The organism is Synechococcus sp. Lug-A (assembly GCF_024345655.1).
GTDB lineage: Bacteria > Cyanobacteriota > Cyanobacteriia > PCC-6307 > Cyanobiaceae > MW101C3.
The window spans coordinates 101390-123524 of record NZ_JAGQBN010000005.1 but is presented as its reverse complement, the minus strand read 5'-3'; the positions used below and the strand labels follow the sequence as shown (position 1 = coordinate 123524).

The 22135-nt window shown below is 67.7% G+C and carries 25 protein-coding genes; 14 read left to right on the top strand and 11 right to left on the bottom strand.

All coding sequences use genetic code 11. From position 1 onward, the window contains the following. Positions 1-4: 4 nt before the first annotated feature. From cax to KBY86_RS05555, 3 genes are all read right to left on the bottom strand, one after another. Positions 5-1072 (bottom strand): calcium/proton exchanger, encoded by a 1068-nt coding sequence (gene cax, locus KBY86_RS05565; protein WP_094510069.1) that lies wholly within the window; start codon positions 1070-1072, stop codon positions 5-7. Positions 1073-1189: 117 nt separating this feature from the next. Continuing rightward, positions 1190-1996, bottom strand: coding sequence for a fructokinase (locus KBY86_RS05560; RefSeq protein WP_255140533.1), 807 nt, complete (start codon positions 1994-1996; stop codon positions 1190-1192). A 64-nt stretch (positions 1997-2060) separates the two neighbouring features. Then, positions 2061-2453, bottom strand: coding sequence for a hypothetical protein (locus tag KBY86_RS05555; protein ID WP_255140532.1), 393 nt, complete (start codon positions 2451-2453; stop codon positions 2061-2063). Between the two features lie 376 nt (positions 2454-2829). Here KBY86_RS05555 and KBY86_RS05550 point away from each other — a divergent pair, with 376 nt between their 5' ends. Beyond that, positions 2830-3558: a triacylglycerol lipase gene (locus KBY86_RS05550; protein ID WP_255140557.1), complete on the top strand. Its 729-nt coding sequence runs from the start codon at positions 2830-2832 to the stop codon at positions 3556-3558. On the opposite strand, the gene KBY86_RS05545 is transcribed toward KBY86_RS05550, so the two are convergent. Then, complete coding sequence (locus tag KBY86_RS05545; RefSeq protein WP_255140531.1) at positions 3513-4265, bottom strand: polysaccharide deacetylase family protein; 753 nt, start codon at positions 4263-4265, stop codon at positions 3513-3515. The two genes, KBY86_RS05550 and KBY86_RS05545, sit on opposite strands and share 46 nt — an antisense overlap. A gap of 126 nt (positions 4266-4391) precedes the next feature. Here KBY86_RS05545 and KBY86_RS05540 point away from each other — a divergent pair, with 126 nt between their 5' ends. Genes KBY86_RS05540 through KBY86_RS05520 form a run of 5 tightly spaced genes read left to right on the top strand, consistent with a single transcriptional unit; the run spans position 4392 to position 8796 of the window. Beyond that, the gene (locus KBY86_RS05540) at positions 4392-5483 is read left to right on the top strand and encodes a GTP-binding protein (protein ID WP_255140530.1); all 1092 of its coding nucleotides are present in this window, start codon (positions 4392-4394) and stop codon (positions 5481-5483) included. After that, the gene (locus KBY86_RS05535; protein WP_255140529.1) at positions 5480-6295 is read left to right on the top strand and encodes an ATPase; all 816 of its coding nucleotides are present in this window, start codon (positions 5480-5482) and stop codon (positions 6293-6295) included. Before KBY86_RS05540 ends, KBY86_RS05535 begins: the two co-directional genes overlap by 4 nt. Before the next feature lie 28 nt (positions 6296-6323). Then, positions 6324-7193, top strand: coding sequence for a metallophosphoesterase (locus KBY86_RS05530; RefSeq protein WP_255140528.1), 870 nt, complete (start codon positions 6324-6326; stop codon positions 7191-7193). After that, complete coding sequence (locus KBY86_RS05525) at positions 7193-7900, top strand: phosphoesterase (protein WP_255140527.1); 708 nt, start codon at positions 7193-7195, stop codon at positions 7898-7900. Before KBY86_RS05530 ends, KBY86_RS05525 begins: the two co-directional genes overlap by 1 nt. Further along, positions 7897-8796 (top strand): alpha/beta hydrolase, encoded by a 900-nt coding sequence (locus KBY86_RS05520; protein WP_255140526.1) that lies wholly within the window; start codon positions 7897-7899, stop codon positions 8794-8796. Before KBY86_RS05525 ends, KBY86_RS05520 begins: the two co-directional genes overlap by 4 nt. 255 nt (positions 8797-9051) lie before the next feature. Here KBY86_RS05520 and KBY86_RS05515 read toward each other — a convergent pair whose 3' ends face one another. The 3 genes from KBY86_RS05515 to KBY86_RS05505 form a co-directional block, all read right to left on the bottom strand. After that, positions 9052-10074, bottom strand: a complete 1023-nt coding sequence (locus KBY86_RS05515; RefSeq protein WP_255140525.1) for a formamidase — start codon at positions 10072-10074, stop codon at positions 9052-9054. A gap of 151 nt (positions 10075-10225) precedes the next feature. Then, complete coding sequence (hisI, locus tag KBY86_RS05510; RefSeq protein ID WP_255140524.1) at positions 10226-10846, bottom strand: phosphoribosyl-AMP cyclohydrolase; 621 nt, start codon at positions 10844-10846, stop codon at positions 10226-10228. 5 nt (positions 10847-10851) lie between these two features. After that, complete coding sequence (locus KBY86_RS05505; RefSeq protein ID WP_255140523.1) at positions 10852-10983, bottom strand: hypothetical protein; 132 nt, start codon at positions 10981-10983, stop codon at positions 10852-10854. 332 nt (positions 10984-11315) lie between these two features. On the opposite strand from KBY86_RS05505, the gene KBY86_RS05500 reads away from it, so the two are divergent. From KBY86_RS05500 to yidD, 3 genes are read left to right on the top strand one after another with little or no spacing between them, the layout of a single operon-like run. After that, positions 11316-11960, top strand: a complete 645-nt coding sequence (locus KBY86_RS05500; protein WP_255140522.1) for an SgcJ/EcaC family oxidoreductase — start codon at positions 11316-11318, stop codon at positions 11958-11960. Next, a complete protein-coding gene (cysS, locus tag KBY86_RS05495; protein WP_255140521.1) occupies positions 11960-13411 on the top strand; it encodes a cysteine--tRNA ligase in 1452 nt (483 codons plus the stop codon). The genes KBY86_RS05500 and cysS overlap by 1 nt, the downstream gene beginning before the upstream one ends. Next, complete coding sequence (gene yidD / locus KBY86_RS05490; RefSeq protein WP_255140520.1) at positions 13404-13670, top strand: membrane protein insertion efficiency factor YidD; 267 nt, start codon at positions 13404-13406, stop codon at positions 13668-13670. The genes cysS and yidD overlap by 8 nt, the downstream gene beginning before the upstream one ends. Positions 13671-13717: 47 nt before the next feature. Here yidD and KBY86_RS05485 read toward each other — a convergent pair whose 3' ends face one another. From KBY86_RS05485 to KBY86_RS05475, 3 genes are all read right to left on the bottom strand, one after another. Beyond that, a complete protein-coding gene (locus KBY86_RS05485; RefSeq protein WP_255140519.1) occupies positions 13718-14818 on the bottom strand; it encodes a WD40 repeat domain-containing protein in 1101 nt (366 codons plus the stop codon). Positions 14819-14831: 13 nt separating this feature from the next. Then, positions 14832-15815 carry a GTP-binding protein gene (locus tag KBY86_RS05480; protein ID WP_255140518.1) on the bottom strand — a complete coding sequence of 328 codons (984 nt, stop codon included), beginning with the start codon at positions 15813-15815 and terminating at the stop codon, positions 14832-14834. 155 nt (positions 15816-15970) lie between these two features. Next, positions 15971-18046: a glycogen-debranching protein gene (locus KBY86_RS05475; RefSeq protein ID WP_255140517.1), complete on the bottom strand. Its 2076-nt coding sequence runs from the start codon at positions 18044-18046 to the stop codon at positions 15971-15973. A 53-nt stretch (positions 18047-18099) separates the two neighbouring features. Here KBY86_RS05475 and KBY86_RS05470 point away from each other — a divergent pair, with 53 nt between their 5' ends. The 5 genes from KBY86_RS05470 (at position 18100) to KBY86_RS05450 (ending at position 20969) form a co-directional block, all read left to right on the top strand. Then, positions 18100-18744, top strand: a complete 645-nt coding sequence (locus KBY86_RS05470; protein ID WP_255140516.1) for an MBL fold metallo-hydrolase — start codon at positions 18100-18102, stop codon at positions 18742-18744. Between the two features lie 228 nt (positions 18745-18972). Continuing rightward, positions 18973-19248, top strand: coding sequence for an HU family DNA-binding protein (locus KBY86_RS05465; protein ID WP_094510083.1), 276 nt, complete (start codon positions 18973-18975; stop codon positions 19246-19248). Continuing rightward, on the top strand, positions 19248-20216 hold the full coding sequence (gluQRS, locus tag KBY86_RS05460) for a tRNA glutamyl-Q(34) synthetase GluQRS (RefSeq protein ID WP_399221177.1): 969 nt from the start codon (positions 19248-19250) through the stop codon (positions 20214-20216). The genes KBY86_RS05465 and gluQRS overlap by 1 nt, the downstream gene beginning before the upstream one ends. 64 nt (positions 20217-20280) lie before the next feature. After that, on the top strand, positions 20281-20538 hold the full coding sequence (locus KBY86_RS05455) for a hypothetical protein (protein ID WP_255140559.1): 258 nt from the start codon (positions 20281-20283) through the stop codon (positions 20536-20538). A 149-nt stretch (positions 20539-20687) separates the two neighbouring features. Continuing rightward, the gene (locus tag KBY86_RS05450; RefSeq protein ID WP_255140515.1) at positions 20688-20969 is read left to right on the top strand and encodes a hypothetical protein; all 282 of its coding nucleotides are present in this window, start codon (positions 20688-20690) and stop codon (positions 20967-20969) included. Between the two features lie 83 nt (positions 20970-21052). Here KBY86_RS05450 and hypE read toward each other — a convergent pair whose 3' ends face one another. Next, the gene (hypE, locus tag KBY86_RS05445; RefSeq protein ID WP_255140514.1) at positions 21053-22135 is read right to left on the bottom strand and encodes a hydrogenase expression/formation protein HypE; all 1083 of its coding nucleotides are present in this window, start codon (positions 22133-22135) and stop codon (positions 21053-21055) included.

Here is a 22135-nt window from a genome sequence, read left to right as displayed (position 1 = left end):
CGGATCAGGCCGACTGGAAGTAGAAGCCGGCCGCCAGGATCAGGTAGGCCGCCAGCAGCAGCACGCCTTCCAGCCAGTCGGAGCGACCATCGATGGTTACCAGGTTGCTCACCACCACCGCCGTGATCACCGCCACCAACTCGTAGACATCAAAGCTCAGAGGCAGGGGGTGGCCCAGCAGGGGGCCGATCAGCACCAGCGCCGGCACCACCAGCAGCGCCACCAGCAGGGTGGAGCCCAGCGCCACCGACACCGACAGATCCATCTTGTTCTTGCGGGCCATCGAAACGGCCGTGAGGTATTCGGCCGTGCCCCCCAGCAGCGGCAGCAGCACCACCCCCGTGAACAGGGCGGAGAGGCCGAAGCCTTCGGTGACGGTTTCGATCACGCCCACGAACAGCTCAGATTCGTAGGCCAGGGCGACGGTGGCCGCCACCAGCACCGTCAGCCATACCCACGGATTCGGGGCATGGAGCTGGTCTTCGCCCAGCTCTGCCTCCGCCACCTCATAGAGGCCACGGTGCGTGCGCAGCGAGAACAGCAGGGTGAGGGCGTACACGCCCAGCAGCACCCAGGCCACGAAGGCCCCGAACGGTTCGGTGCTCTCCGCCTCCTGGCCGCCCGAGAGCACCGCCAGGCTTGGAATCAGGATTGCCAGCACCGCCAGGGTCATGGCGGAGCCGTTCACCCGGGCCACCACCGGCTTGAACTCCTGCTCCTGCCGTCCGATGCCCCCCACCAGCATCGAGAGGCCCAGCGCCAGCAGCAGGTTGGCCATCACCGTGCCGGTGATGCTGGCCTTGACGATGTCCACCAGGCCGGCCTTGAGCGCCACCAGGGCAATGATCAGCTCGGTGGCGTTGCCGAAGACGGCATTGAGCAGGGCCCCGATCGAGGGGCCGAACACCAGCGAGAGCTCTTCGGTGGCGGTGCTCAGCCAGATGGCCAGGGGCAGAATCGCCACCGCCGAGGTGACGAACACCGCCAGGTCACCCCAGTGCAGCGCTTCCGCCGCGATCGAGACCGGCACCATCGCCAGCAACCCGATCGAGGCAACCCGGCGGATGGTCATGGGGACAGCGCTCAAGCGGGCAGACAGAAGTTAGGTGGAGGTTGGTGCTGCCGCACTCCAGGCCTGGGTGCGCTCACCCAGGCACTGCGCAGCGATGCGCTTCCCGCCTGCGCCGGTTCAGGCCATGGCCACCAGGGGGCGAGCCTCCTGGTGGCGCTCCCCTGAGGCGGCAGCCGCCTTGCGCAGTTGCTCGCAGAGCCGATCCGGATCGGCGATGGCCTGGATGCCCCGGCCGGCGGTGGCCAGCAGCTGGGGGTTGGCGCAGAGGTTTTCGAGCATCTCGGCCAGGAAGATGTCCGGGTTCTGCACCAGCCCCGCCGCGATGCGCCCGCAGTGGCCGCCGATGCTCCAGCGGATCACACCTGCCGGATCGGTGACCAGCACCGCCGGGCGGTGCGCCAGCCGCTCCTTGATGCGCTCGGGATCACGGCTGAAGAAGAAGGCCTCCGCCTCCGCCTCCTGCGACGTGCAGCGGATCAAGGCGGCGGCCTCCGCCAGCGGCTGGAAGCGCCGCAGCACCTCCGCCGTGGGCCCCGCTTCAGGGGGCAGACCCCAGTGCTCCGCCTGCCAGTTCACATCCAGCGCCACCAGCACGCTGCTGGGTGCCGTGCGGTTGAGCACCATCTGCAGCACCTGGTGCTGGCTGGCGCCGAGCAGGGCGTCGCTGGTGATCAGCAGCCAGAACGATTCGTTGATCTCCGGCAGCATCGCTTCGGTGAGGCCGGCCGGCGTGTGGCCACCCGCGCCGGGAGCGTCCTGGTCGCGGGTGTCTTCGTTGTCAGCGTCTTCGTTGCGGGCCTGTGGGGTGTGGGCCGCTGCGGCTTTGGCGTCTGCGGTGGGGGTCTCCTCTGCGTCATGGAGCGCCTGGGAGAAGGCCACCACTTCGGTGTGGGCGTGAGGACGTCGGGGTGTGGTGAGGGTCATGGCTGGGTGTGGGTGAAGGGAGGGGACTGTGTTCGTGCTGTTGGCTGTTGGCTGTGCGCCGGGGTCAGTCGTTCTTGCTGGCGAAGCGATGGAAGCGATCAGCCAGGTCGTGAAAGAAGGCATCGCTTTGCTGCAGCAGCGCGTCCCAGTTCTCCTGGCTGCTCTGCTGCAGTTGCTCCAGCTGGGCCGTGGCCTGGTTGCGGGCGTTGCTGAGATCGTCGAGGCGTTGCCGGGTGGTGCTGCGCATGGAGTCGGCCAGGCCGCTCATGCCCTCCTGCAGCTGCTCGATCTGCGCCGACCAGGCCTCGATCTGCACGCGTTTCTTGTTCAGAACCGCTTCCTTGAGTTGAGCATTGGCCCGGTCCTGGTCGTTGCGGCTGTCATTGCTCAACGGTGCATCGTTCAACTGTGCGTTGTTCATCGGGGCTTTGTTCACCGGTGCGTTGGTGGTCGTCATGGTGCATGTCTCCGTGATGGCAACATCGAACGCGCTGCTCCGCTGGCTGCACCCGAAGTGCTGCGGCTTGGCGGAATCGGAGGGGAGATCCTTTCCGCCGTTCAGTGACACCGGCCCCTGTGGGGCTCGGCGCATGAGGGGCGCAACAGGGCGGGGCCGTTGGTTCAGATGCTCAGGCGATGGTTGTCAGACCATTCGGCGAGCACGGAACTGATGAAAGGGAACGAAGCCTTTGAAACGGCGGAAGCGCTTGGCGCGCTCGTTACCTTCAACCTATTCGTTGTGGCTGAGACGTCAACATCTCGCTGCTGCGTTGCTGCGCCCATTTGGCATCGTGGTGCTGTTCAGCCGCACCCCACGCCTGCGCGCCCCGCCGATGCCCCTTCCCCGCCAACCGATCCTGCTGCTCGGCGGCTTTCTGATCAGCGCCGAGGCTTATGCGCCGATGGTGGCGCGGCTGCAGCAGCTGAGCGGTCAGCCCGTGCAGCTGGTGGCGGTGGGCAAGCCCGAATGGCTGCTCACCGTGTTCGCCTTCGCCTGGGCGCGCATCCTCGATCGGGTCGCCACCACCGCCGCTCAGCTGGCCCAGGCCTCACCCACCGGCAGGGTCACCCTGATCGGCCACAGCTCCGGCGGCATCATGCTGCGGCTGTTCCTCGATCACGCCCCCTTCCAGGGCCGCTCCTACGACGGCAAGGCCCTTGCCGACACGCTCGTCATGCTGGGCAGTCCCCACACCGCCCTCAAGGCCACGGTGCTGCGTGAGCTGGTGCAGCAGCGCCTGCCCGGTTCGCCCTTCGCCGATCGGGTGCACTACGTGTCGGTGGCGGGGGATCTGGATCTGGCCACCGCCAGCCCGCTGGCCCAGCGCCTGGCCCCCACCGCTTACCGCAACAGCACCGGTGATGCCGCCGATCGCGGCGACGGTCTGGTGCCGGTGGCCTCCGCCCTGCTGGCCGGCTCCACCCCGCTGGTGCTGGCGGGCGTGGCCCATGGCGGTGCCTTCGGGCCGTGCTGGTACGGCAGCCCGGAGGTGGTGGAGCGCTGGTGGGAGCTGGCTCAGCCCGCCGCCTCCAGCAGCTCCGCCAGCGGCACGAAGCTGTAGCCGCGCCGGCGCAGCGCCGGAACGATCCAGCGCAGGCTGGCCTGGGTGCGCGGGCTCAGCTCCGGTGTGTCGTGCAGCACCAGGATGCCGCCGGGGTGGACGTTGAGCCGTACGAAGGCCTGCACGAACCACAGCGGTGGCTGGTAGGTGTCCCAGGGAAAGATCGAGCCCAGCACCAGCCGGTAGCCGCGTTCCGCCAGCCAGCCCAGCATCGCCGCGTGGAACCAACCCCGCCCCGGGCGGCACCAGCGCCAGCGCAGCGTCTGCGGCGCCGCAGCCCGCTCCACCGCCGCTTCGGTGTCACCCAGCTGGCCCAGGAACGCCGCCTGATCGAGCCCGGCGGAGCGCACATCGCGCCAGAGGTGGTTGCCGATGGCATGCCCCTGCTCCAGGGCCCGACGGGGAAAGTGCGGGTCGTTGGGCAGATGGGAGCCGATCAGGAAAAAGGTGGCCGGCACCTCCAGCGCCCGCAGCAGCTCCAGCAGCGCCTGTGAGCCGGCGCCACTGGGCCCGTCATCGATCGTGAGCGCCAGCCGCCGCTGCCGGCCCCCGCCACAGAACACCACCGCCGGGTTGAGCGGCGCCAGCAGCGTGCGGATCACCAGCGACGGCAGCAGCACGATCACGGCCAGCGCGATCAGGCCCAGCAGCAGCCCGGCCAGCGCGGTCAGTGCGATCAGGGCCAGCGGGTGTGGGAGTGGGGGCATGGCGGCGATCGCTCAGTCCAGGAGAGCCGTGTGCGTCACCCTGCCACCGCAGGCGGCTTGAGGGGGCAGAATGAGAACCGTTCTCAGCCGTGTTTTCAGGGCTGGACGGTCGTTTGTTCTCGCCTTATGGCACAGGTTCCCGTCACCGTCCTCACTGGCTTCCTCGGAGCCGGTAAAACCACCCTGCTCAACCACATCCTCACCAACCAACAGGGGTTGCGCACTGCCGTGCTGGTCAATGAGTTCGGCGAAGTCGGCATCGACAACGAGCTGGTGGTGGCCACCAGCGACGCCATGGTGGAACTCAGCAACGGCTGCATCTGCTGCTCGATCAACGGCGAGCTGCAGGAGGCCGTGGAGCGGGTGCTGGACCGCCCGGACCCTGTCGATTACATCGTGGTGGAAACCACCGGCCTGGCTGATCCACTGCCTGTGGCCATGACCTTCATGGCCGGTGAGTTCCGCGACCAGCTGCGGCTCGATTCGATCATCACCCTGATCGATGCTGAACACTTTGCCGTCACGGCCCTGGACAGCCCGATTGCCCGGGCCCAGGTTGTGTACGGCGACATCCTGCTGCTCAACAAGTGCGACCTGGTGGAGGAGGAGCGCCTGCTCGCGGTGGAGGCCTGCCTGCGCGAGATCAAGACCGACGCCCGCATCCTGCGGGCCGACCACGGCGCGGTCCCCCTGGCCATGCTGCTGAGTGTGGGCCTGTTCGAAACCGATCGTCTGGCCGAGCTGCAGGCCCGCGAGGATGCCCTCGCGGACGCCCGGCACCCTGTCCAAGGCCAGGATCACAGCCACAACCACGATCACGGCCACAGCCACAACCACGATCAGGGCCACAGCCACAACCACGATCAGGGCCACAGCCACGATCACGGCCACAGCCATGCAGTGGGCCATGCCCACACTCCTGAGCTGGAAGGGTTCCTTTCGGTGTCCCTGTCGGTGGAGACCCCGTTCGACCTGCGCCGGTTTCAGTCGTTCCTCGATAACGAGCTCCCTTCCACGGTGTTCCGGGCCAAAGGGGTGCTCTGGTTCCGGGAGAGCGAGCGCCGCCACCTCTTCCACCTTTGCGGCAAGCGCTTCACCATTGATGATTCCGACTGGCCTGCCGGCACGCCTCGCCATACCAAGGTGGTGGCGATCGGTAAAGGACTGAATCCGGCCATTCTCAAGGCCCAGCTCGAGGCCTGCATGGTGGCGCCATGAGCACGGTGCTGCTCATCTCCGGGCCGCCTGGCTGCGGCAAGACCAGCTGGATCCTCAACCAGCTGCAAGCCCACAAGGGGCCCTGCAGTTATCTGCGGCTGGAGGGTTTCGCCACCGGGGAGCTCCAGCAGGCCCCGGATGGGGGAATCGATCGGGCTTTCCTGGTGGATCAGTGCCCGGGGCTGCTGGATCTGGCCCCATCAGATCAGGCCCCATCAGATCAGGCCCCATCAGGCCAGGACCCGGCAGGCCGCCCGCAGGATCTGCTGGCGTTGATCGAGCTGCCCCAGTGGCAGCCCCCTCCCCAGGCCGGCCTGCAGGGGATCGACCCTCGACTGCTCCCCCGGCTGGAAGCTCTGCAACTCCTGCCGCAGCGCCATCTGCACTTCGGCCGCGACGCGGACCTTCCCGCTCAGGACACCTTGCAGTTCAACGCCCTGGAGTGCTGGAGCCTTGACCTGACCCGAAGCGTCTGGGATCCCCCCAGCCTCAACAGCTTCTGGTTTGAGCTGGTGAATGGCGCCTACGGCGACGTCTACCGCGCCAAGGCGCTGATGAACCTGCCCGATGGTCGCAGTTTCTACTGCAACTGGATCGTGAGCCAGGAGGGGTCTCAGTTCCTGCCGCTGGAGGCGGTCGCTCCGCCCGAAGGCCGCCCGCAGCGCCTGTCGCGGCTGGTGGTGCAGGGCAAACGCCTGGATGCCGCCGGCCTCGAGGCCACGATCGCCGATGCCCTGCTGAGCGATGCGGTGCTCGAACTGCAGCAAGCCCCACAACGCTCCGGTGGCGCTCCGCTCCCCGCCACCCGCTGACTGCCTCCTCTCCACCCACCGCCGCCCCATGGCCCACGCCGTCATCTCCTGTCTGCACGCCAACCTCGCCGCCGTGGAAGCGGTGCTCAGTGACATCGAGCAGCTCGGCATCGACAGGATCACCTGCCTCGGCGATCTGGTGGGCTATGGCCCCCAGCCCAATGAGGTGGTGGAACTGATCCGCGCCCGCTCCATCCCCACCTGCCAGGGCTGCTGGGATGAGGACATCATCGAAGGGCTCAACGCCTGCGAATGCAGCTACCCGTCCCAGCTGGCTGAGCGGCGGGGACAGCAAGCTCACCATTGGACAGCCGCCCAGCTCAGTGAGGAGAACAAGGAGTTCCTCGCCAGCCTGCCGTTTTCCCTGCGCCGCGACCGCCTGCTGTTCGTGCATGGCAGCCCCAACAGCCAGCACGAATACCTGCTGCCCGACATGGACGCCTTCGCGGCCCTTGAGCGGGTGGAAGCGGCGGAGGCCGACACGCTCTTCTGCGGCCATACCCACCGCCCCTATGTGCGAGACCTTTGCGAGGGTTCCATCAGGCTGCGGGTGCGCAGGTCCGCGGCCAGCGCCCCCGCAGGAGGGAAGCCACTGAAGGAACGGCTGGCACAAGCGCCGCCTCCGACGCCCACCGAGCAGGAGGTTGCCCTTCCCGTCCGCCGGATCGTCAATGCGGGATCCGTGGGAGAACCACGGCACGGCGGAACCAATGCCACCTATGTGATCCACGACGAACAGACCGACCTGGTGGAGATCCGCGAAGTGCCTTACGACGTGGAGCGCACCTGTCAGGCCATCCTGGCAACCGGACTGCCGCCGCTGTTCGCCTGGCGCCTGCGCCACGGTTTCGAATACGCCGAGCGAGCCGACGATCCCGGCCACGTGTGTGAGCGCTGATGGCACGTTGGGCACTTCTCAGCGGCTTGTGCGGTGACCTCGAGGTCTATGAGGCGGTGCAGGCCGACCTGCGCCGCCGCAACGTTGACACGTTGTTTGTGCTCGGGGATCTGATCGGACCCACCCGTGATTGCAACCCTCTGCTTGAACGGCTGCAGCGGCCGCGCCGCGGCGAGCTGCAGCCGCACTGCCTCTATGGGTGGTGGGAAGAGCAGCTGCTGGCCGAACGGGGCTACCGCGGCGAGCGCCGCGCTGATGCCCTGCGCCAGTGCGAGGGAAATGGGGCCGTGGAAGCGCTGCTCAAGGCTGTGGATCCTGGCCAGCTCAGCTGGCTGGCCGCGCTGCGTTTCGGGTTCATCGAATTGGATTGCGCCCTGCTGCACGGTAGCTCCGCCGACGTGGCCGACTGCCTTGCTGCCGATAGCCCACCCCTGCGGTTGCTCGATCGGCTCACGCGGATGGAGGTGAATCGGTTGTTCACAGCCCGCAGTGGCGAGCAGTTCTGCGTGGAGCTGTGCGGTGGCGGGATCGAATCGCGGCTGCGGGACCACGAGGGAGAGCGGAAGCAGCGCCAGGCCGTGCCCAGCCGCAAGGTGATCGGAGTCGGACGGGGGCTCAGCTACACCCTTTACGACCCCGGCAGTGATCACATCGATTTCCGCACGGCCGACAGCTCGAGCCGCTCAGGGAGCAGGGGGTTCGCATGAACCCGAGCATCGATGGCGTGCTGGAAACGCTGTTCCTCGATCTGGCCGGCCGACGTCTCCGCGTGGTGATCGAGCGCCGTGGCCCGGCTGACGCCCCCGCCTGGCTGTTGCTGCCGGCCCTCAGCACCGTGTCAAGTCGCAGCGAATGGCAGCCGCTGGCGGAAGCCGTGCAGGATCAGCGGCAGCTGGTGAGCTTCGACTGGCCGGGTTTCGGTGACAGCGAGCGCCCGGCCCTGACCTACGACGCTGAGCTGCTGCGCTCGTGCCTGCGCGCCATCCTCAGCTACCTGAGCTGCCGGAACCACGCGCGCCTCACGCTGGTGGCCGCTGGGCACAGCGCCTCCATCGCCCTCGGTCTCGCCAGCGAATGGTCAGATCGGTGGCGGCGCCTCGTGCTGGTGGCGCCCACCTGGCGGGGCCCTCTGCCCACCATGACCGGGTGGCCGCCGCAGCGCTTCGGCTGGCTGCGCGAGCTGATGGCCGCCCCGCTGATCGGCCCGACGCTCTACCGGCTCAACACCAGCAAGGCGGTGCTGCAGCTGATGCTGCGGCGTCATGTGTGGGTCAACCGGGCCTTGCTGACGCCGGAGCGGCTGCGGGAGCAGCAGCGGTTGGCCCGCCGCCGCGGCGCTCGCTTCGCCAGCGCCGCCTTCGTGAGCGGTGGGCTGGACGCCGCCGAGCAGCGAGACTGGTGGCTGGACCAGGCCCGCCAGCTGGAGTGCCCTCTCCATGTGGTGCTGGCCGGGGAAGCACCACCGCGCTCCAGCGAGGAGATGCAGAGGCTGGCCGAGGCTGCCGATCAGGTGTCGACATTCCCGGGGCGGCTGGGGCTTCACCAGGAATTCGGCGCCGCGCTGGCTCAACGGTTGTTGGAAGACAACGACGCAGGAAACTGACCGGGACGGCCTTCGCCCCGGCCGTAGCTCCCTTCCAGCAACCGCCTATTCCAGCGACCGTCTATTCCAGCATCCGTCTATTCCAGCGACCGACTATTCCAGCGATCGCCCGGACCAGATCAGCTGGGAAGATCATCTACGCAGATCAGTCAGTCAGTTAGTTAGTCAGTCAGTTAGTCAGTCAGGTCAGTCAGGCAGATGCCCTCAGCAGATGAGCCGGGCAGATCGGCTGAGGGCGCCTGCCATGGACATGAATCACCCAGGCAGGTTCGCCTGACTGATGGGCCCTAGCTTGACGCCTTCTGGGTAATACTTCCAGCCGTCTCTGATTCTTACCTTCTCATCCCAGGGAAGCTTGTAGCAGCCATCGGCAAGATCCTTGACCCAGGTGAGATAGTTTTCTTTCTCGCCACCGGGTTTGCCGACATAGGCCCGGCAGCCCAGGTTGAAGATGTTGTTTTCAAGTGCCCAATTCTCTCTGGCCTTGTCGGCCAATCGCGGAAACAGCTCTGCGGTGACAATCTCCCACGGATTCCGCTGCCCCTGCTGAATCACGTTGCCATCATAGTTGCAAACTGTGCCCTCGCCGAAATAATAGAAGACCCCATCATAGCCAGCAAGATTCACGGATATTGTATACATGAGATTCTGCCACGCATTTGTTTTGTTGGTCCAGATCCACTGATCGTTGACCTGCGTGGAGTAGCCAGAAATGCGGATGTAAACATTGGCTCCTTTGTAGGCGGCCTCTCGAGCGAGTTCCGGAAACATTCCGTCGTGGCAGATGCAAACAGCCAGCTTCGACCCCTTTGGCCCATCGCAGACAGGCATGCCGTAATTCCCCGGGGACCATGGCTCGATCGGTACCCATGGCTGCAACTTTCGGTAGTGCAAGGCAATATCGCCTTGAGAGTTGATGATGATGGCTGAATTGAACGGTGGCAGGCTGGGGTCATCATTCTGTTCCATCAACGAGAACACACCCCACACATCATTCGCTCTGCAGGCTGCGCGGAAGCGGTCGATCTCCGGCGAGTCGATGCGCAGCAGCATCTCGTCATAGGTCCAGATCCCCGTATTCAGTCCCTGCGTTGAATACTCCGGGAACACAACCAGATCGAGGTCTGGGTAGCCCGCTTTGGTGGAAGCGACAGCCCTGCAGATCTGATCCACTTGGGTCTGGATGTCTGAGGGGCTTTTGATCACGGGAACGGGATATTGAATCATCGCGACGAGAAGAGACTCTTCCCAGGCGCTGACGCTGCCGGTGCTGCCCATGGCTGCAAGAATGATAGTCATTATCATTCTAGAAATCTCGCAAGGCTGAATCTGTCGCTTCAGGCACTGTTTTGGTGCGCCTCGCCCATACACCTCGCCCCTCCGCCTCGCCCATGCGCCTCTTCCATGCGAGCGGCCAGGCCCGCAGGGCTCAGGCCGGCAGACTCTGGGCAGAGCGTTTCAGCAACTGTCGCCAGGAGACACCTTGAGCCGCCAGCCCTGCCTGCAACGCATCCACCAGGGCGAGCGAGTGGGTGAGGTCGCCACCTGCCACTCCCTGCTGCCAGTCCCTGATCACGGCCTGGCAAGCCGCTTCGAGCGTTGCGGCCGGATCGGCGGCGTTGCTGCCGGGGCAGTCCGGTTGTGGGCCGCGGGCTCGGGCACTGAGGGCATCCACGGGCGGAAGCAGGGCTTGCGGCCCTCCACCGCTGGGCTTGGCTGAAGCTTCGAAGAAACAGCTGCGGGCTCCGGTGTGGCAGGCCCCGTCTCCCACCTGCTCAACGGTCAGCAGAAGGGCATCGCCGTCGCAGTCGTAGCGAAATCCGCGCAGCAACTGGATGTGACCACTGGTGGCTCCCTTGTGCCAGAGCTCCTGGCGCGAGCGGCTCCAGTAGTGGACCTGCCCGGTCGCAAACGTGGCCAGCAGCGCCTGGCGGTTCATCCAGGCCAGCATCAACACCGCGCCGTCGAGCCAGTCCTGCGTGATGGCGGGGATCAGGCCATCCGCGTTAAAGCGCAGGTGATCGACGCAAGCGTGTGGCCATCGCTCCATGGCGCTCATGCCCGGGCCCCCTCGAGCGGATCGAAGGGCCACAGCACCCAGCCGCCCTCCTCGCCGCCAGCCGCCAGGGCCTTGCGGTCGGCTCGCCAGGCCACACCGCTCGGCGCCTGGCCCTTCAGTTCGAGCACCTGCAGCCGGGATCCAGCTTCTGACCACAGCGCCGCGGTCCCATCCTGTGAGGCCGTGGCGATCGGGGCCTGGCCAGAAACTTCACGCGCCTCCGGCCTCATCGGCAGATCTCGGAGCCCGGGAAGGAGCCAGGGCAGGCGCCAGGGGGAGGAGAGCAGCACCACAGGCTCCGCGCTAAAAACGATAACCATTCTCGTAAGCTAGCTCCCAGGTGCTGTCCGCCTGGGCCATGCAGCGCAGAAAAGCTTCACGCCAGGGGCAGGGTCCCATCGCCGCAGCGGCGCTCGCAGCTGCGAAGCCTGCGCCTGTCCTGACTGTGGCGCTGCAGGCCATGGACCTCAGCTGCAGGCGGCGAACCGAACGGCAACTTGTTTCCCTGGCAGTGGGTCAGGGCACGCTTCCGGCCTGGCTGGAACGGGAGTTGGCAGAACTGCAGCCAGGTACCGCCAGGCGCTGGCGCCTTGGGCCTCGCCAGCGGCCCCAGGCCCTGGTGGGTCATCCCCTCCTGCCCAGCAACGGGCTGATCTGGTTGGAGCTGGAGCTGCTCGAAACCCGCCGGCCCTCCCTGCCAGGGGATGGGCCCAGTGGTTGCGCCTTGATCAGCCAGGCCGAGGTTCAGTCCCTGTTTGACCGCTGGAACAAGGCGTTGCAGAGCCAGGATCCGGAGCGGATCGCGCAGCTGTACAGCCGCGATGCGGTGCTGCTGCCCACGCTCTCGAATGAGCCGCGAACAGATCATGAAAGCATCGTGGACTATTTCAGCCACTTTCTGCAGAAGCGACCCAACGGTGAAATCAGCCAACGGGAAATCCTGATCGGTTGCAACATGGTGCAGGACGCAGGTTTGTACAACTTCCGCTTCCTTGATGGCAGCCACGCTCAAGCCCGCTACAGCTTCATCTATGTGCTGGAGGATGGTGAGTGGAAGATCTCCCACCATCACTCTTCCTTGCTTCCAGAGGCCGGTCAGCGCTGATGGGCACCCTCGCGATCCAGCTCCACGACAGCCTGAGCCGGCGCAAGCGCCCCCTGCGGCTGGAGCAACCTGACCGGGTGACGCTGTATGTGTGCGGCCCCACAGTTTATGACTGGCCCCACATTGGGAATGCCCGGCCGGCTTTGGTCTTCGATGTGTTGGTGCGCTTGCTGCGCCACGCCTATCGGCAGGTGGTCTATGTACGCAACTTCACCGATGTGGATGACAAGATCAATGCGGCGGCAGCCTCTGCGGGGGTGCCCATTCGCACGCTCACTGAGCGCACGATTGCTGCGTATCAGGCCGACATGCGCGCTCTGGATGTGCTGCCACCGGATCATGAGCCCCGCGTCACCGAGCACATCAGCGACATCCAATTCCTGATCACGCAACTGCTCGATCGGGGCCATGCCTATGTGGCGGCGGGCCATGTGCTGTTCGAGGTGGCCAGCTTTGCCCGCTACGGCAAGCTCTCCGGCCGCTCGACGGAAGGAATGCAGGCCGGCGCTCGTGTGGAAGTGGCGCCGTTCAAGCGCGATCCCATGGATTTCGTGTTGTGGAAACCCTCCGGCCCCGACCTGCCGGGCTGGGAGAGTCCCTGGGGCCGTGGAAGGCCCGGCTGGCATGTGGAGTGCACGGCCATGATCCAGCGCCATCTGGGTTTTCCGATCGACATCCACGGCGGTGGCCAGGATCTGATCTTTCCCCATCACGAGAACGAGATCGCGCAGGGCTGTGCCGCCACCGGTCTGCCCTATTGCCATACCTGGCTGCACAACAGCTTCATCACCGTGGCTGGGCAGAAGATGTCGAAATCCCTTGGCAACGTGCTGCTGGTGCGAGATCTGCTGCAGCAGGCTCCCGGCGAAGCCCTCCGCCTGGCCCTGCTGGCCAGCCACTACCGCCAACCTCTGGACTGGAATCAGGAGCGGCTTGTGCAGGCCAAGCGCACGCTGACGACCTTCTACAGGGCCCTGAGCGATGGCGACACTGCGACAGGTGCCCGTGCAACTGGCCAGGAGGGCGACCCGGATCCGATCGTGCTGCAGGCTCTGGCGGACGATCTCAACATCTCCGCCAGCCTTGCTCGTCTGCATGGTCTGAGCCGGGAGCTGCAACGCGCCGGCTCCGCTGCTGAGCGGGACGCGCTCAGGGCCAGTCTGCTCGCTTCAGGCCGTCTGCTTGGCTTGCTCCAACAGGACCCCCTGCAGGCCCTGGCCGCGTTGCAGGCCCCGTCCAGGCCGGCCGATCGGTTGCAGCCGCTGCTGAACGAGAAGACCATCGCCGAGCTCCAGAAGCGCCGCCTCCAGGCACGTCAGGACGGTGATTTTCAGTTGGCCGACCGGTTGCGGCATGAGCTGATCGAGGCGGGAGTGGTTGTCGCAGACGGCAGGGCCTGCCGTCCCAGCGCTCCACCAACCCCTGCCAATCTCTCCTCACGCCATGGCTGAGACCGCCACGCGTCTCCTGCTGCTGCTGATCCGCGGCTACCAGATCCTGATCAGCCCACTGCTGGGGCCCAACTGCCGCTTCACTCCCAGCTGCTCCCAGTACGCCATCGAGGCGATCCAGATCCATGGGGTGATCCGCGGCAGCTGGCTGGCGCTCTGCCGGTTGGGACGCTGCCATCCCCTTCACCCAGGCGGCTACGACCCCGTTCCACTCCCTGTTCAGCGAGACAAGCCAGCCATGCCCTCCTCAAATCCATAACGGCGCCTGAAGCCGCTCCAGACCTTCGTGGGCGTGCAAGCCGCTGGTCAACCGAACCCGGTTCCGCCCGAGCGCCTGTGACGTGGCCTGTCGGGCAGGGTCACCGGCCAGAGCCACCAGCGGCCTTGGTCGCCGCCGGCCGCCAGGTGCAGGCCGTCGGGGCGCCAGGCCAGCGCCTGGAAGCCCTGGCCTTCCCCTTCCAGCGCCTGCAGCAGGCGGCCGCGGCCATCCCAGAGGCCCACGCTGCCATCGGCGGAGGCACTGGCCAGCAGGCGGCTGCCCGGCGCGAAGGCCAGGGCCGTGACGCGTTGCTGATGCCACAGCAGCGGTTCGGGCTGCCAGCCCTGCTCGCTGCGGTCGCGCTGCTCCCACAGCACCACGTGGTCGGCGGCGGCCACCGCCAGGGCAGGTGCCAGCTTCCCGGGCTGATCGCCCCAGGCCAGTGCGCGCACCTTGGCCGGGAAGCCGCTGAACTGCCACGGCCGCCCCTCGCCTGCCTCGGGCCAGAGCAGCAGGGAGCGGTCCATCTGGCCGCAGGCCAGCAGCTCGCCCACCGGCGAGAAGGCCAGGGACAGCCCCACCGATTCGGTAGGGGCGCGCCGGGGAGCCGGTGCGGCCGGATCGAGCGGTTGCCACAGCGCCAGCTCGCCGTGGCCGCTGGCCGCCAGCCGCCTGCCGTCGGCGCTCCAGGCCAGGCACTGGGCGGTGCCGGGCAGCTCGAGGCTGTCGGGGTGCCACTGGCGCAGCGCCCCATCCCAGAGCCGTACCCGGCGGCCGGCGGCCACTGCCAGCAGCAGCCCCCTGGGCTGCCAGGCCGCCGCATCCAGCCAGCCGGCGCCGAGCGGTTGCGGCGCGAACGCGATCGGTCGCACCCCGGAGCCGCCCAGCTCCCACAGCAACAGCTCGCCGGCCTGGCCCACCGCCATCAGGAACTGCCCGTCGGCGCTGAAGCCGATCGCATCGAGGCTGTTGTCACTCAGGCCCTGCAGCAGCTCTTCGCAGCCGGCGCGGAAATCAAGCAGCAGCAGTTCGCCGCCGGCCGTGGCGATCGCCAGAAACTCGCCATCCGCCGACCAGCTCAGCGCCGTGATCGCCTGCTGCAGCTCCCCGCTGAGCCGCTCCCGCACCAGGGGCTGCGTTGAGGTCATGGCGCTAGACCGCTCAGGCCACGCAGGCGGTGAAGCCCGCCCGCAGGCCCTCGGCATCGAGATCGCGGCCGATGATCACGAATTCGGTGCAGCGCCGCTCGCCTTCTTTCCAGGGGCGATCGAAATCGCCATCCAGCAGCATGTGCACCGCCTGGAACACATAGCGCTCATCCTTGCCTTCCAGCTGGATGATGCCCTTCATCCGGAACAGATCCGGCCCCCGCTCGGCCACCAGATCCGACAGCCAGGTGCCCAGCTTGTCGAGATCCATCGGCCGCTCCTCCACGAACGCCACCGAGCCCACGGCGTCGTCGTGCTCGTGGGCATGCTCCTCGGCCAGGAAGCCGGGATCGAGGCTCAGGGCCCGCTCCAGCTCGAACGCCCCCACGCCGAGAAGCTGATCGATCGGGGCATCGGCGTTGCGGGTGGTGAGCAGCCGCGCCATCGGGTTGATCGCCCGCACCCGTTGCTCGATCGCCAGGCGTTCGCCCTCCTCCACCAGATCCGCCTTGTTGAGCAGCAGCACATCGGCGAAGGCCAGCTGTTCCTGCACCTCCTCCGCCTCCCAGTGCTGCTGCACGTGCACCAGATCCACCAGGGTGATCACCGCATCCAGCCGCAGCTCATCCCGCAGGTCTTCATCCACGAAGAAGGTCTGGATGACAGGGGCGGGATCGGCCAGGCCGGTGGTTTCGATCACCAGGTGATCGAAACGATCCCGCCGTTTCATCAGATTGCCGATGATGCGGATCAGATCGCCACGCACGGTGCAGCAGATGCACCCATTGTTCATCTCGAAGATCTCTTCGTCGGCATCGATCACGAGCTGATTGTCAATGCCCACCTCACCGAATTCGTTCACGATCACCGCCACCTTGAGGCCGTGTTCGTGGGTGAGGATCCGGTTCAGCAGGGTGGTTTTGCCGGCACCGAGATAACCGGTGAGCACGGTCACCGGCAGGCGATCGGCGGCTGGAACGGCACTGGTGAAGGCCATGGCGAGGGCGGGGGCGCGGCGGGTACCGCAGAGTCCCCATCGGAGTGAGAATCGTTGTCGTTCTAGCAGCGGTGCTGCCGGCTGGGTGGGGATGGCTGACCTGGTGATCGCCGGCGGCGAACCAGCGCCCTTGGCGCACCCGCCAGCCGCACAACTCAGAGCGTCTTCCCGTTGAGCAGGTGGGGGGCGAGCATCAGCATCAGGCTGCGGCTCTCCAGCGGCGCGCCGTCGTGCATCCAGCGGCTGGGCTCATGGGGGATGTCCTGACCGGCCGGCAGGGCCGTGTCGATCACCCGCAACCAGCCTTCCGGCGCCGTGGGCAGCTCGAAGTGCATGGGCTTGCTGTAGGCGTTCATCCCGCACCAGAGCAGGGGGCCGTGGGCGTGGTCGTTCAGGCTCCAGGCCAGCGTGTGCGACCAGCTGGCCCAGTCGGGTTGCTGCAGCGCCACGCCGTGCCACTCCCGCCACAGGTGATCGCCGGGCACGCCGGCCCCCTGGGCCCCTTCGGCGTAGGGGGTTTCCGGGTTCAGCAGGCTGAACAGATGGGTGCGCAGGTGCACCAGCCGTTGCAGGAAGAGCCTGAGGCCGAGGTCTTCGCCATCGGGGCGCCAGTTCATCCAGCCGAGTGGATTGTTCTGGCACCAGGTGTTGTTGTTGCCCCCCTGGCTGCGGCGCACTTCATCCCCCATCAGCAGCATCGGCACGCCCGGGGCCAGCAGCAGGGTGGCGAGCAGGTTGCGCAGCTGGCGGTTGCGCAGATCGTTCACCCCGTGGTCGGTGGTGGGACCCTCCACGCCGTGGTTCCAGCTGTTGTTGTGGTTGTCGCCGTCGCGGTTGTCTTCGCCGTTGGCGAGGTTGTGCTTGCCGTTGTAACTGACCAGATCCGCCAGGGTGAAGCCGTCGTGGGCGGTGATGAAGGTGATGCTGCGCCCCACCGCTGGCGGGCGGCCGCCGTAGAGATCGGGGCTGCCGGACAGGCGCTGGGCCATCGCCCAGCAGCAGCTCTCGTCGCCCTTCCAGAAGCGGCGCACGTCGTCGCGGAAGCGTCCGTTCCAGGTGCCCATGCGCCGCGCCGGGAAATCGTGGAGGCGGTAGAGACCGCCGCAATCCCACGGCTCGCTCACCATCTTCAGATCGCTCAACCGCGGATCCGCCTCCAGTTCCTCGAACAGGGGCGGCTGGTCGAGCGGCGCCAGGTTCTCGCCGCGTGACAGGGCGATGCCCAGGTCGAAGCGGAAGCCATCGATGCCGAGTTCCAGCGCCCAGCAGCGCAGCGCTTCCATCATCAGCTGCCGCACCAGCGGGCGGTTGGCCGCCACCGTGTTGCCGCAGCCGGTCACATCGAGGTAGTCACCGTCAGGGTTCTGGTGGTAGTAGAGGCGATCGGCGAAGCCGCGCCAGCTGAGCGTGGGGCCATCCTGGTTGCCTTCGCTGGTGTGGTTCAGCACCACATCGAGCACCACCTCCAGGCCGGCCTGGTGGCAGGCCATCACCAGCGCCCGCACCTGGTTGCGGGCCTGCAGCGGGTCGTCGCCCAGCAGGTAGCCGTGATGGGGGGCCATCCAGCTGATCGGGCTGTAGCCCCAGTAGTTGTGGCGGCCGGGCGGGGCATCCTGCGGGTCGAAGGCCATCACCGGCAGCAGCTCCAGGGTGGTGACCCCGAGGCTCTTGAGATAGGGGATGGTGTCGATCAGGCCCAGCAGGCTGCCGCGCCGCTCCGGTGCCACCGGGCTGCTCTCGCCCTGGCTGAAGCCGGCCACGTGCAGCTCGTACACAACGGTGCGCTGCCAGCTGTGGCGCGGGCGGGGCCCGGCGTTGAAGTCGAACAGGTCGCGTTCCGTGACCACCCCCTTCAGGCAGGAGGCGGTGTTGGGCGCGGTGCCGGTGGCATCGGCGCGGCGGTACCGCGACCAGCCGCTGATCGCCCGCGCGCAGGGATCCAGCAGCACCTTGGAGGGGTTGAAGCCGTGTGCCCCCGGCTGCAGCGGCCCGTAGACGCGATAGCCGTAGCAGCAGCCGACGCCCACCCCCACCACTTCCACGTGCCAGTGATCGCCGGAGCGATGGCGGGCATCGAGCGGAATGATGCGGAAGGGTTCGGGCGCGTCGCCGTCGGCGAAGAGCAGCAGCTCCACCCGGGTGGCCAGCGGTGCCACCACTGAGAAGTTCACTCCTCGCACAGTGACGGCGGCGCCGAGGGGCCAGGGGTGTCCCAGGTGGGTCGAGGACACGGGCTGTGAAGTGCTGCGGTTCAAGCTAGTCGTGTGTTGCCCCTCTGGTGCGGATGTCGGCGTTCTTGCCCGCGGCGTTGGAGGAGGGGCGGCCGCCGCAGCAGGTGCTGCCCGGGCTGTGGGTGTTTCCCCCCAACCGCGACACCCAGGGGGGCACCGCCTGGCTGCTGTCGTTGCCGCAGCGCCCGCCCGTGCTGATCGACTGCCCGGCGCTGACGGCGGCGAACCTGGCCGCGCTGGCGGGGCCGCCGGGTGTGATCGTGCTCACCGGCCGCGCCGGCCACGGCCGCTGCCGCCGCCTGCAGGAGGCGATCGGCTGGCCGGTGCTGGTGCAGGAGCAGGAGGCCTACCTGCTGCCAGGGCTGCCGGAGCTGCGGCCCTTCGGTGCCGCCCACGACCTGGCTGACGACCTGCGACTGCTGTGGACCCCGGGCCCCTCGCCCGGGGCCTGCGTGCTGCATGCCACCGGAGCCCACGACCTGCTGTTCTGCGGACGGCTGCTGGTGCCCCTCGCTCCCGGACGCCTGGGGCCGCTGCGCACCGCCCACACGTTCCACTGGCCGCGGCAGCAGCGCAGCCTGGAGCTCCTGCAGCACTGGTTGCCGGCGGGGTCGCCCCGCTGGATCGCCACCGGTGCCGGCCTGGGTGCCCTGCGCGGCGAGAAGTTGGTGCCCGGCACCGCTCAAGCGGCACAATGAGGGGTGATCAGGGGCGGAAAATCGGGAAAAACCTTGGCCAAGCAAGCGGTTTCGGTTGCCCAGGTCGCCCTTCCCCCATACGATTAGCCCGCCAGGTGATCCGGCCGAGCGTCCAGCCGTTGGTTGGTCTCCGTGGTCGGTTCGTTTTCACCGCATGGCGGGAACGGCTTCTTCCGCTCCGCCCCACTCCCGCCCCTCTCCAGATTTCTGCCCCCAGATTCCCGCCCAATGAACAAAGCTGACCTCGTCAACCTCGTTGCGGCTCGCACCGAGCTCACCAAGACCGAAGTGTCGAAGGTCGTCGACGCCGCCATCGAAACCATCATTGATTCGGTGGTCGAAGGCAAGAAGGTATCCATCCTCGGCTTCGGTTCCTTTGAAGCCCGTGAGCGTTCCGCCCGTCAGGGTCTGAACCCCAAGACCGGTGAGAAAATCGCCATCCCCGCCAAGCGCGTGCCCGCCTTCACGGCCGGCAAGCAGTTCAAGGATCAGGTTCAGGGCTGATTCCTCCCGCCTCCACCGGTCTGCCCTCACACCTTCAGGGGCTGATCGCAACGGGAGAGCAACAGCGAAGCCGCCACCACCGCGGGCGCTTCGCTCCGTCTCCCACGGGCCCCCTGCACCGCGGCAATCTGCGCACCGCCCTCGTGGCCTGGCTGGAAGCCCGGCTTCAGGGGGGTGAGCTCCTGCTCCGCATCGATGATCTCGACACCCCGCGCAACCGCGCCGGTGCCGAAGAGGCGATCCTGGCCGACCTCCGCTGGCTGGGCCTTCACTGGGATGGCCCGCCGGTGCGCCAGAGCGAGCGCACCGGCCTCTACGCCACGGTGCTCTCCGCACTGCGCCGCCGGGGCCTGCTCTATCCCTGCCGCTGCAGCCGCCGCTTGCTGGCGGATGTATCTGCGCCGCAGGGGGCGGTGTCGGTGTATCCGGGCTTCTGCCGCACGCGCGCCCACGGCTGGGGCGTGGAGAACGGCCGCCTGCCCAGCTGGCGCCTGCGTCTTCAGGACGCTCCGCTCTGTTGGCCGGAGGCGATCGCCGCTCCCGGCCGGCTGGAGGCGGCGCGCCAGGTGGGGGATGTGGTGCTGCGCCGCGCGGATGGCTTCCTGGCGTATCACCTGGCCACCGCCGTCGATGAGCTGGCGCTGGGCATCACCACGGTGGTGCGCGGCGAAGACCTCTGGGCCGCGACGGCGCCGCAGGTGGCCGTGATGCAGTGCCTGGGTGCCACGCCACCGACCTACTGGCATGTGCCGCTGTGGCGCGATGACCGCGGCGAACGGCTGGCCAAGCGGTCGGGAGCGGAAGGGGTGGCGGGGCTGCGCGCGCAGGGGCTCGATGCGGCGGCGGTGATCGGCCTGCTGGCCGCCAGCCTGGGCCTGGTGCCGGCGGGAAGCCGCCTGAGTGCCGCGGAGTTGCTGCAGAACCTGAGCAACGCGGCGTTGAAACGGCGTTTATGCGGGAAGGCTTAAGGAAGTGGCGTCAATCCGGGGGGTCTGGCCGACCACACTGAAATCAACACCAAAACGGGGATTGATGGGCGAACCCACACAGGCGGGCCTGCCACAGGGGGTACTGCCGTCAGCGCGGCGAGAGACGGAGGCGCAGCGATGCCCGCGTTGCGGCGGCAGCGGCGTGCTGCGCCTCAGCGACCAGAAATTCCGCACCTGCCTGGACTGCCTCGGCCAGGGCCGACTGCCCCAGTTCAGCGTCGAGCCCTCGCTGGAGCACAGGCTGCGCCGTCAGGATGCCCGGGCGCTCAACGCCGACCCGCTGTCTTCTGGCGCCAGATGAAGAAAGCGGCAGTGGCCACCACAACGGCCAACGGCGCTGCGGTGAGCAGGAGCAGGATGACGGCGGTCCAATCGGTATACATCGCTGCAGGACGAACGTTGATCCATCATTCCAGCCGCCCTGCCACGCGGCGGTCGCAGGCCGTTGTGATGGCTGCTACCCGCCGCCTGGTCCGGACGGCGCTGCTGCTGGGTCTGGGCGCCGGCCTGCTCCTGCCCGCCGCGGTCCGGGCTGATGTGCGCTTCGACGACTGCGTGACCGGCAGCGACGGCAGCGTCACCTGCGACACCCGGCCGGAGGGCAACACCTTGATGGATGACGAAGCCGCCCGCTTCGGTCTGCTTGACGGCGGCGATCCGGGCTGGCCTGAGTTCGACCCGGCGGGCGACGGTGGCATGGGCGATGGCTTCGGCGACGGCTACTGGCCCTGAGCCGCAGCCGGTTTTCCGGGAAGGGCAGAACGCAAGGGTTGAAACCCAGCGCCGCCCCCAGGCCCGCGCCCCTTGCCTGGCGCTCAGCAGATGCGCGGCAACTGCTCGCCCCGGCCCAGTGTCAGGCGCCGCTGCACGCCATAGGCGTTCCGCAGCAGCACTGCCCCCCTGGCGATGGCGGGCAACAGGCGGTTGCCGGCCCCGGACTCGCTGTCTCCAGGCATCCCGGCGTCAGCCACCGCGCCGATGATCGCGGCCTCGGGCTGGAAGCCCTGCAGCACGGCCAGGGCCTGCGCCGCCTCAGCGGCGGGCAGGAACAGCACCAACCGCCCTTCGTTGGCCATCGCCAGCGGATCCAGGCCCAGCAGCTCGCAGGCGCTCGCCACCGCCGGCGCGATCGGCACCGCCTCCTCCTCGATCTGCAGGAGAAGGCCGGTGTCGCGGGCGATCTCAAACAGGGCGCTGGCCAGCCCACCGCGGGTGAGATCCCGCAGGGCGTGCACCTTCAGCCCCAGCCCCAGCAGCGCCTGCACTGATGGCAGCAGCGAGGCCAGGTCGCTGCAGAGCTCCGTGCGGAAGCCCAGTTCGTGGCGTGCCGCCAGGATCGCCACCCCATGGCGTCCCAGATCGCCGCTCACCAGGATGGCGTCGCCCGGCCGCACCGCCGGTGGGCCGATGGCCGGACCCGGCCCCAGGCTGCCCACACCGCTGGTGGTGATGTACAGGCCGTCGCCCTTGCCCCGTTCCACCACCTTGGTGTCGCCGGTCAGCACCGGCACACCGCAGGCGGCGGCGGCCGTGCGGATCGAGGCGACCACCTGCCGCAGCGTGCCCATCGCCAGGCCTTCCTCCAGGATCAGGGCCAGGCTGAGCGCCAGCGGCCGGGCCCCCACCATGGCCAGATCGTTCACGGTGCCGATCACCGCCAGCCGGCCGATGTCGCCGCCGGGGAAGATCAGCGGCCGCACCACGTAGGCATCGGTGCTGAAGGCCAGCGGACCCGGGCCGGCCTGGAACGTGGCCGCGTCATGCAACACCCCATCGCCCGGCCCGAAGGCCGGCACCAGCAGCTCGGCGATCAGCTGCTGGCTGAGGCTGCCGCCGCCGCCATGACCCAGCTGCACCCGCTCGATGGCCTCGCTGTCGCCGGGGCTGGCGCTGGCCAT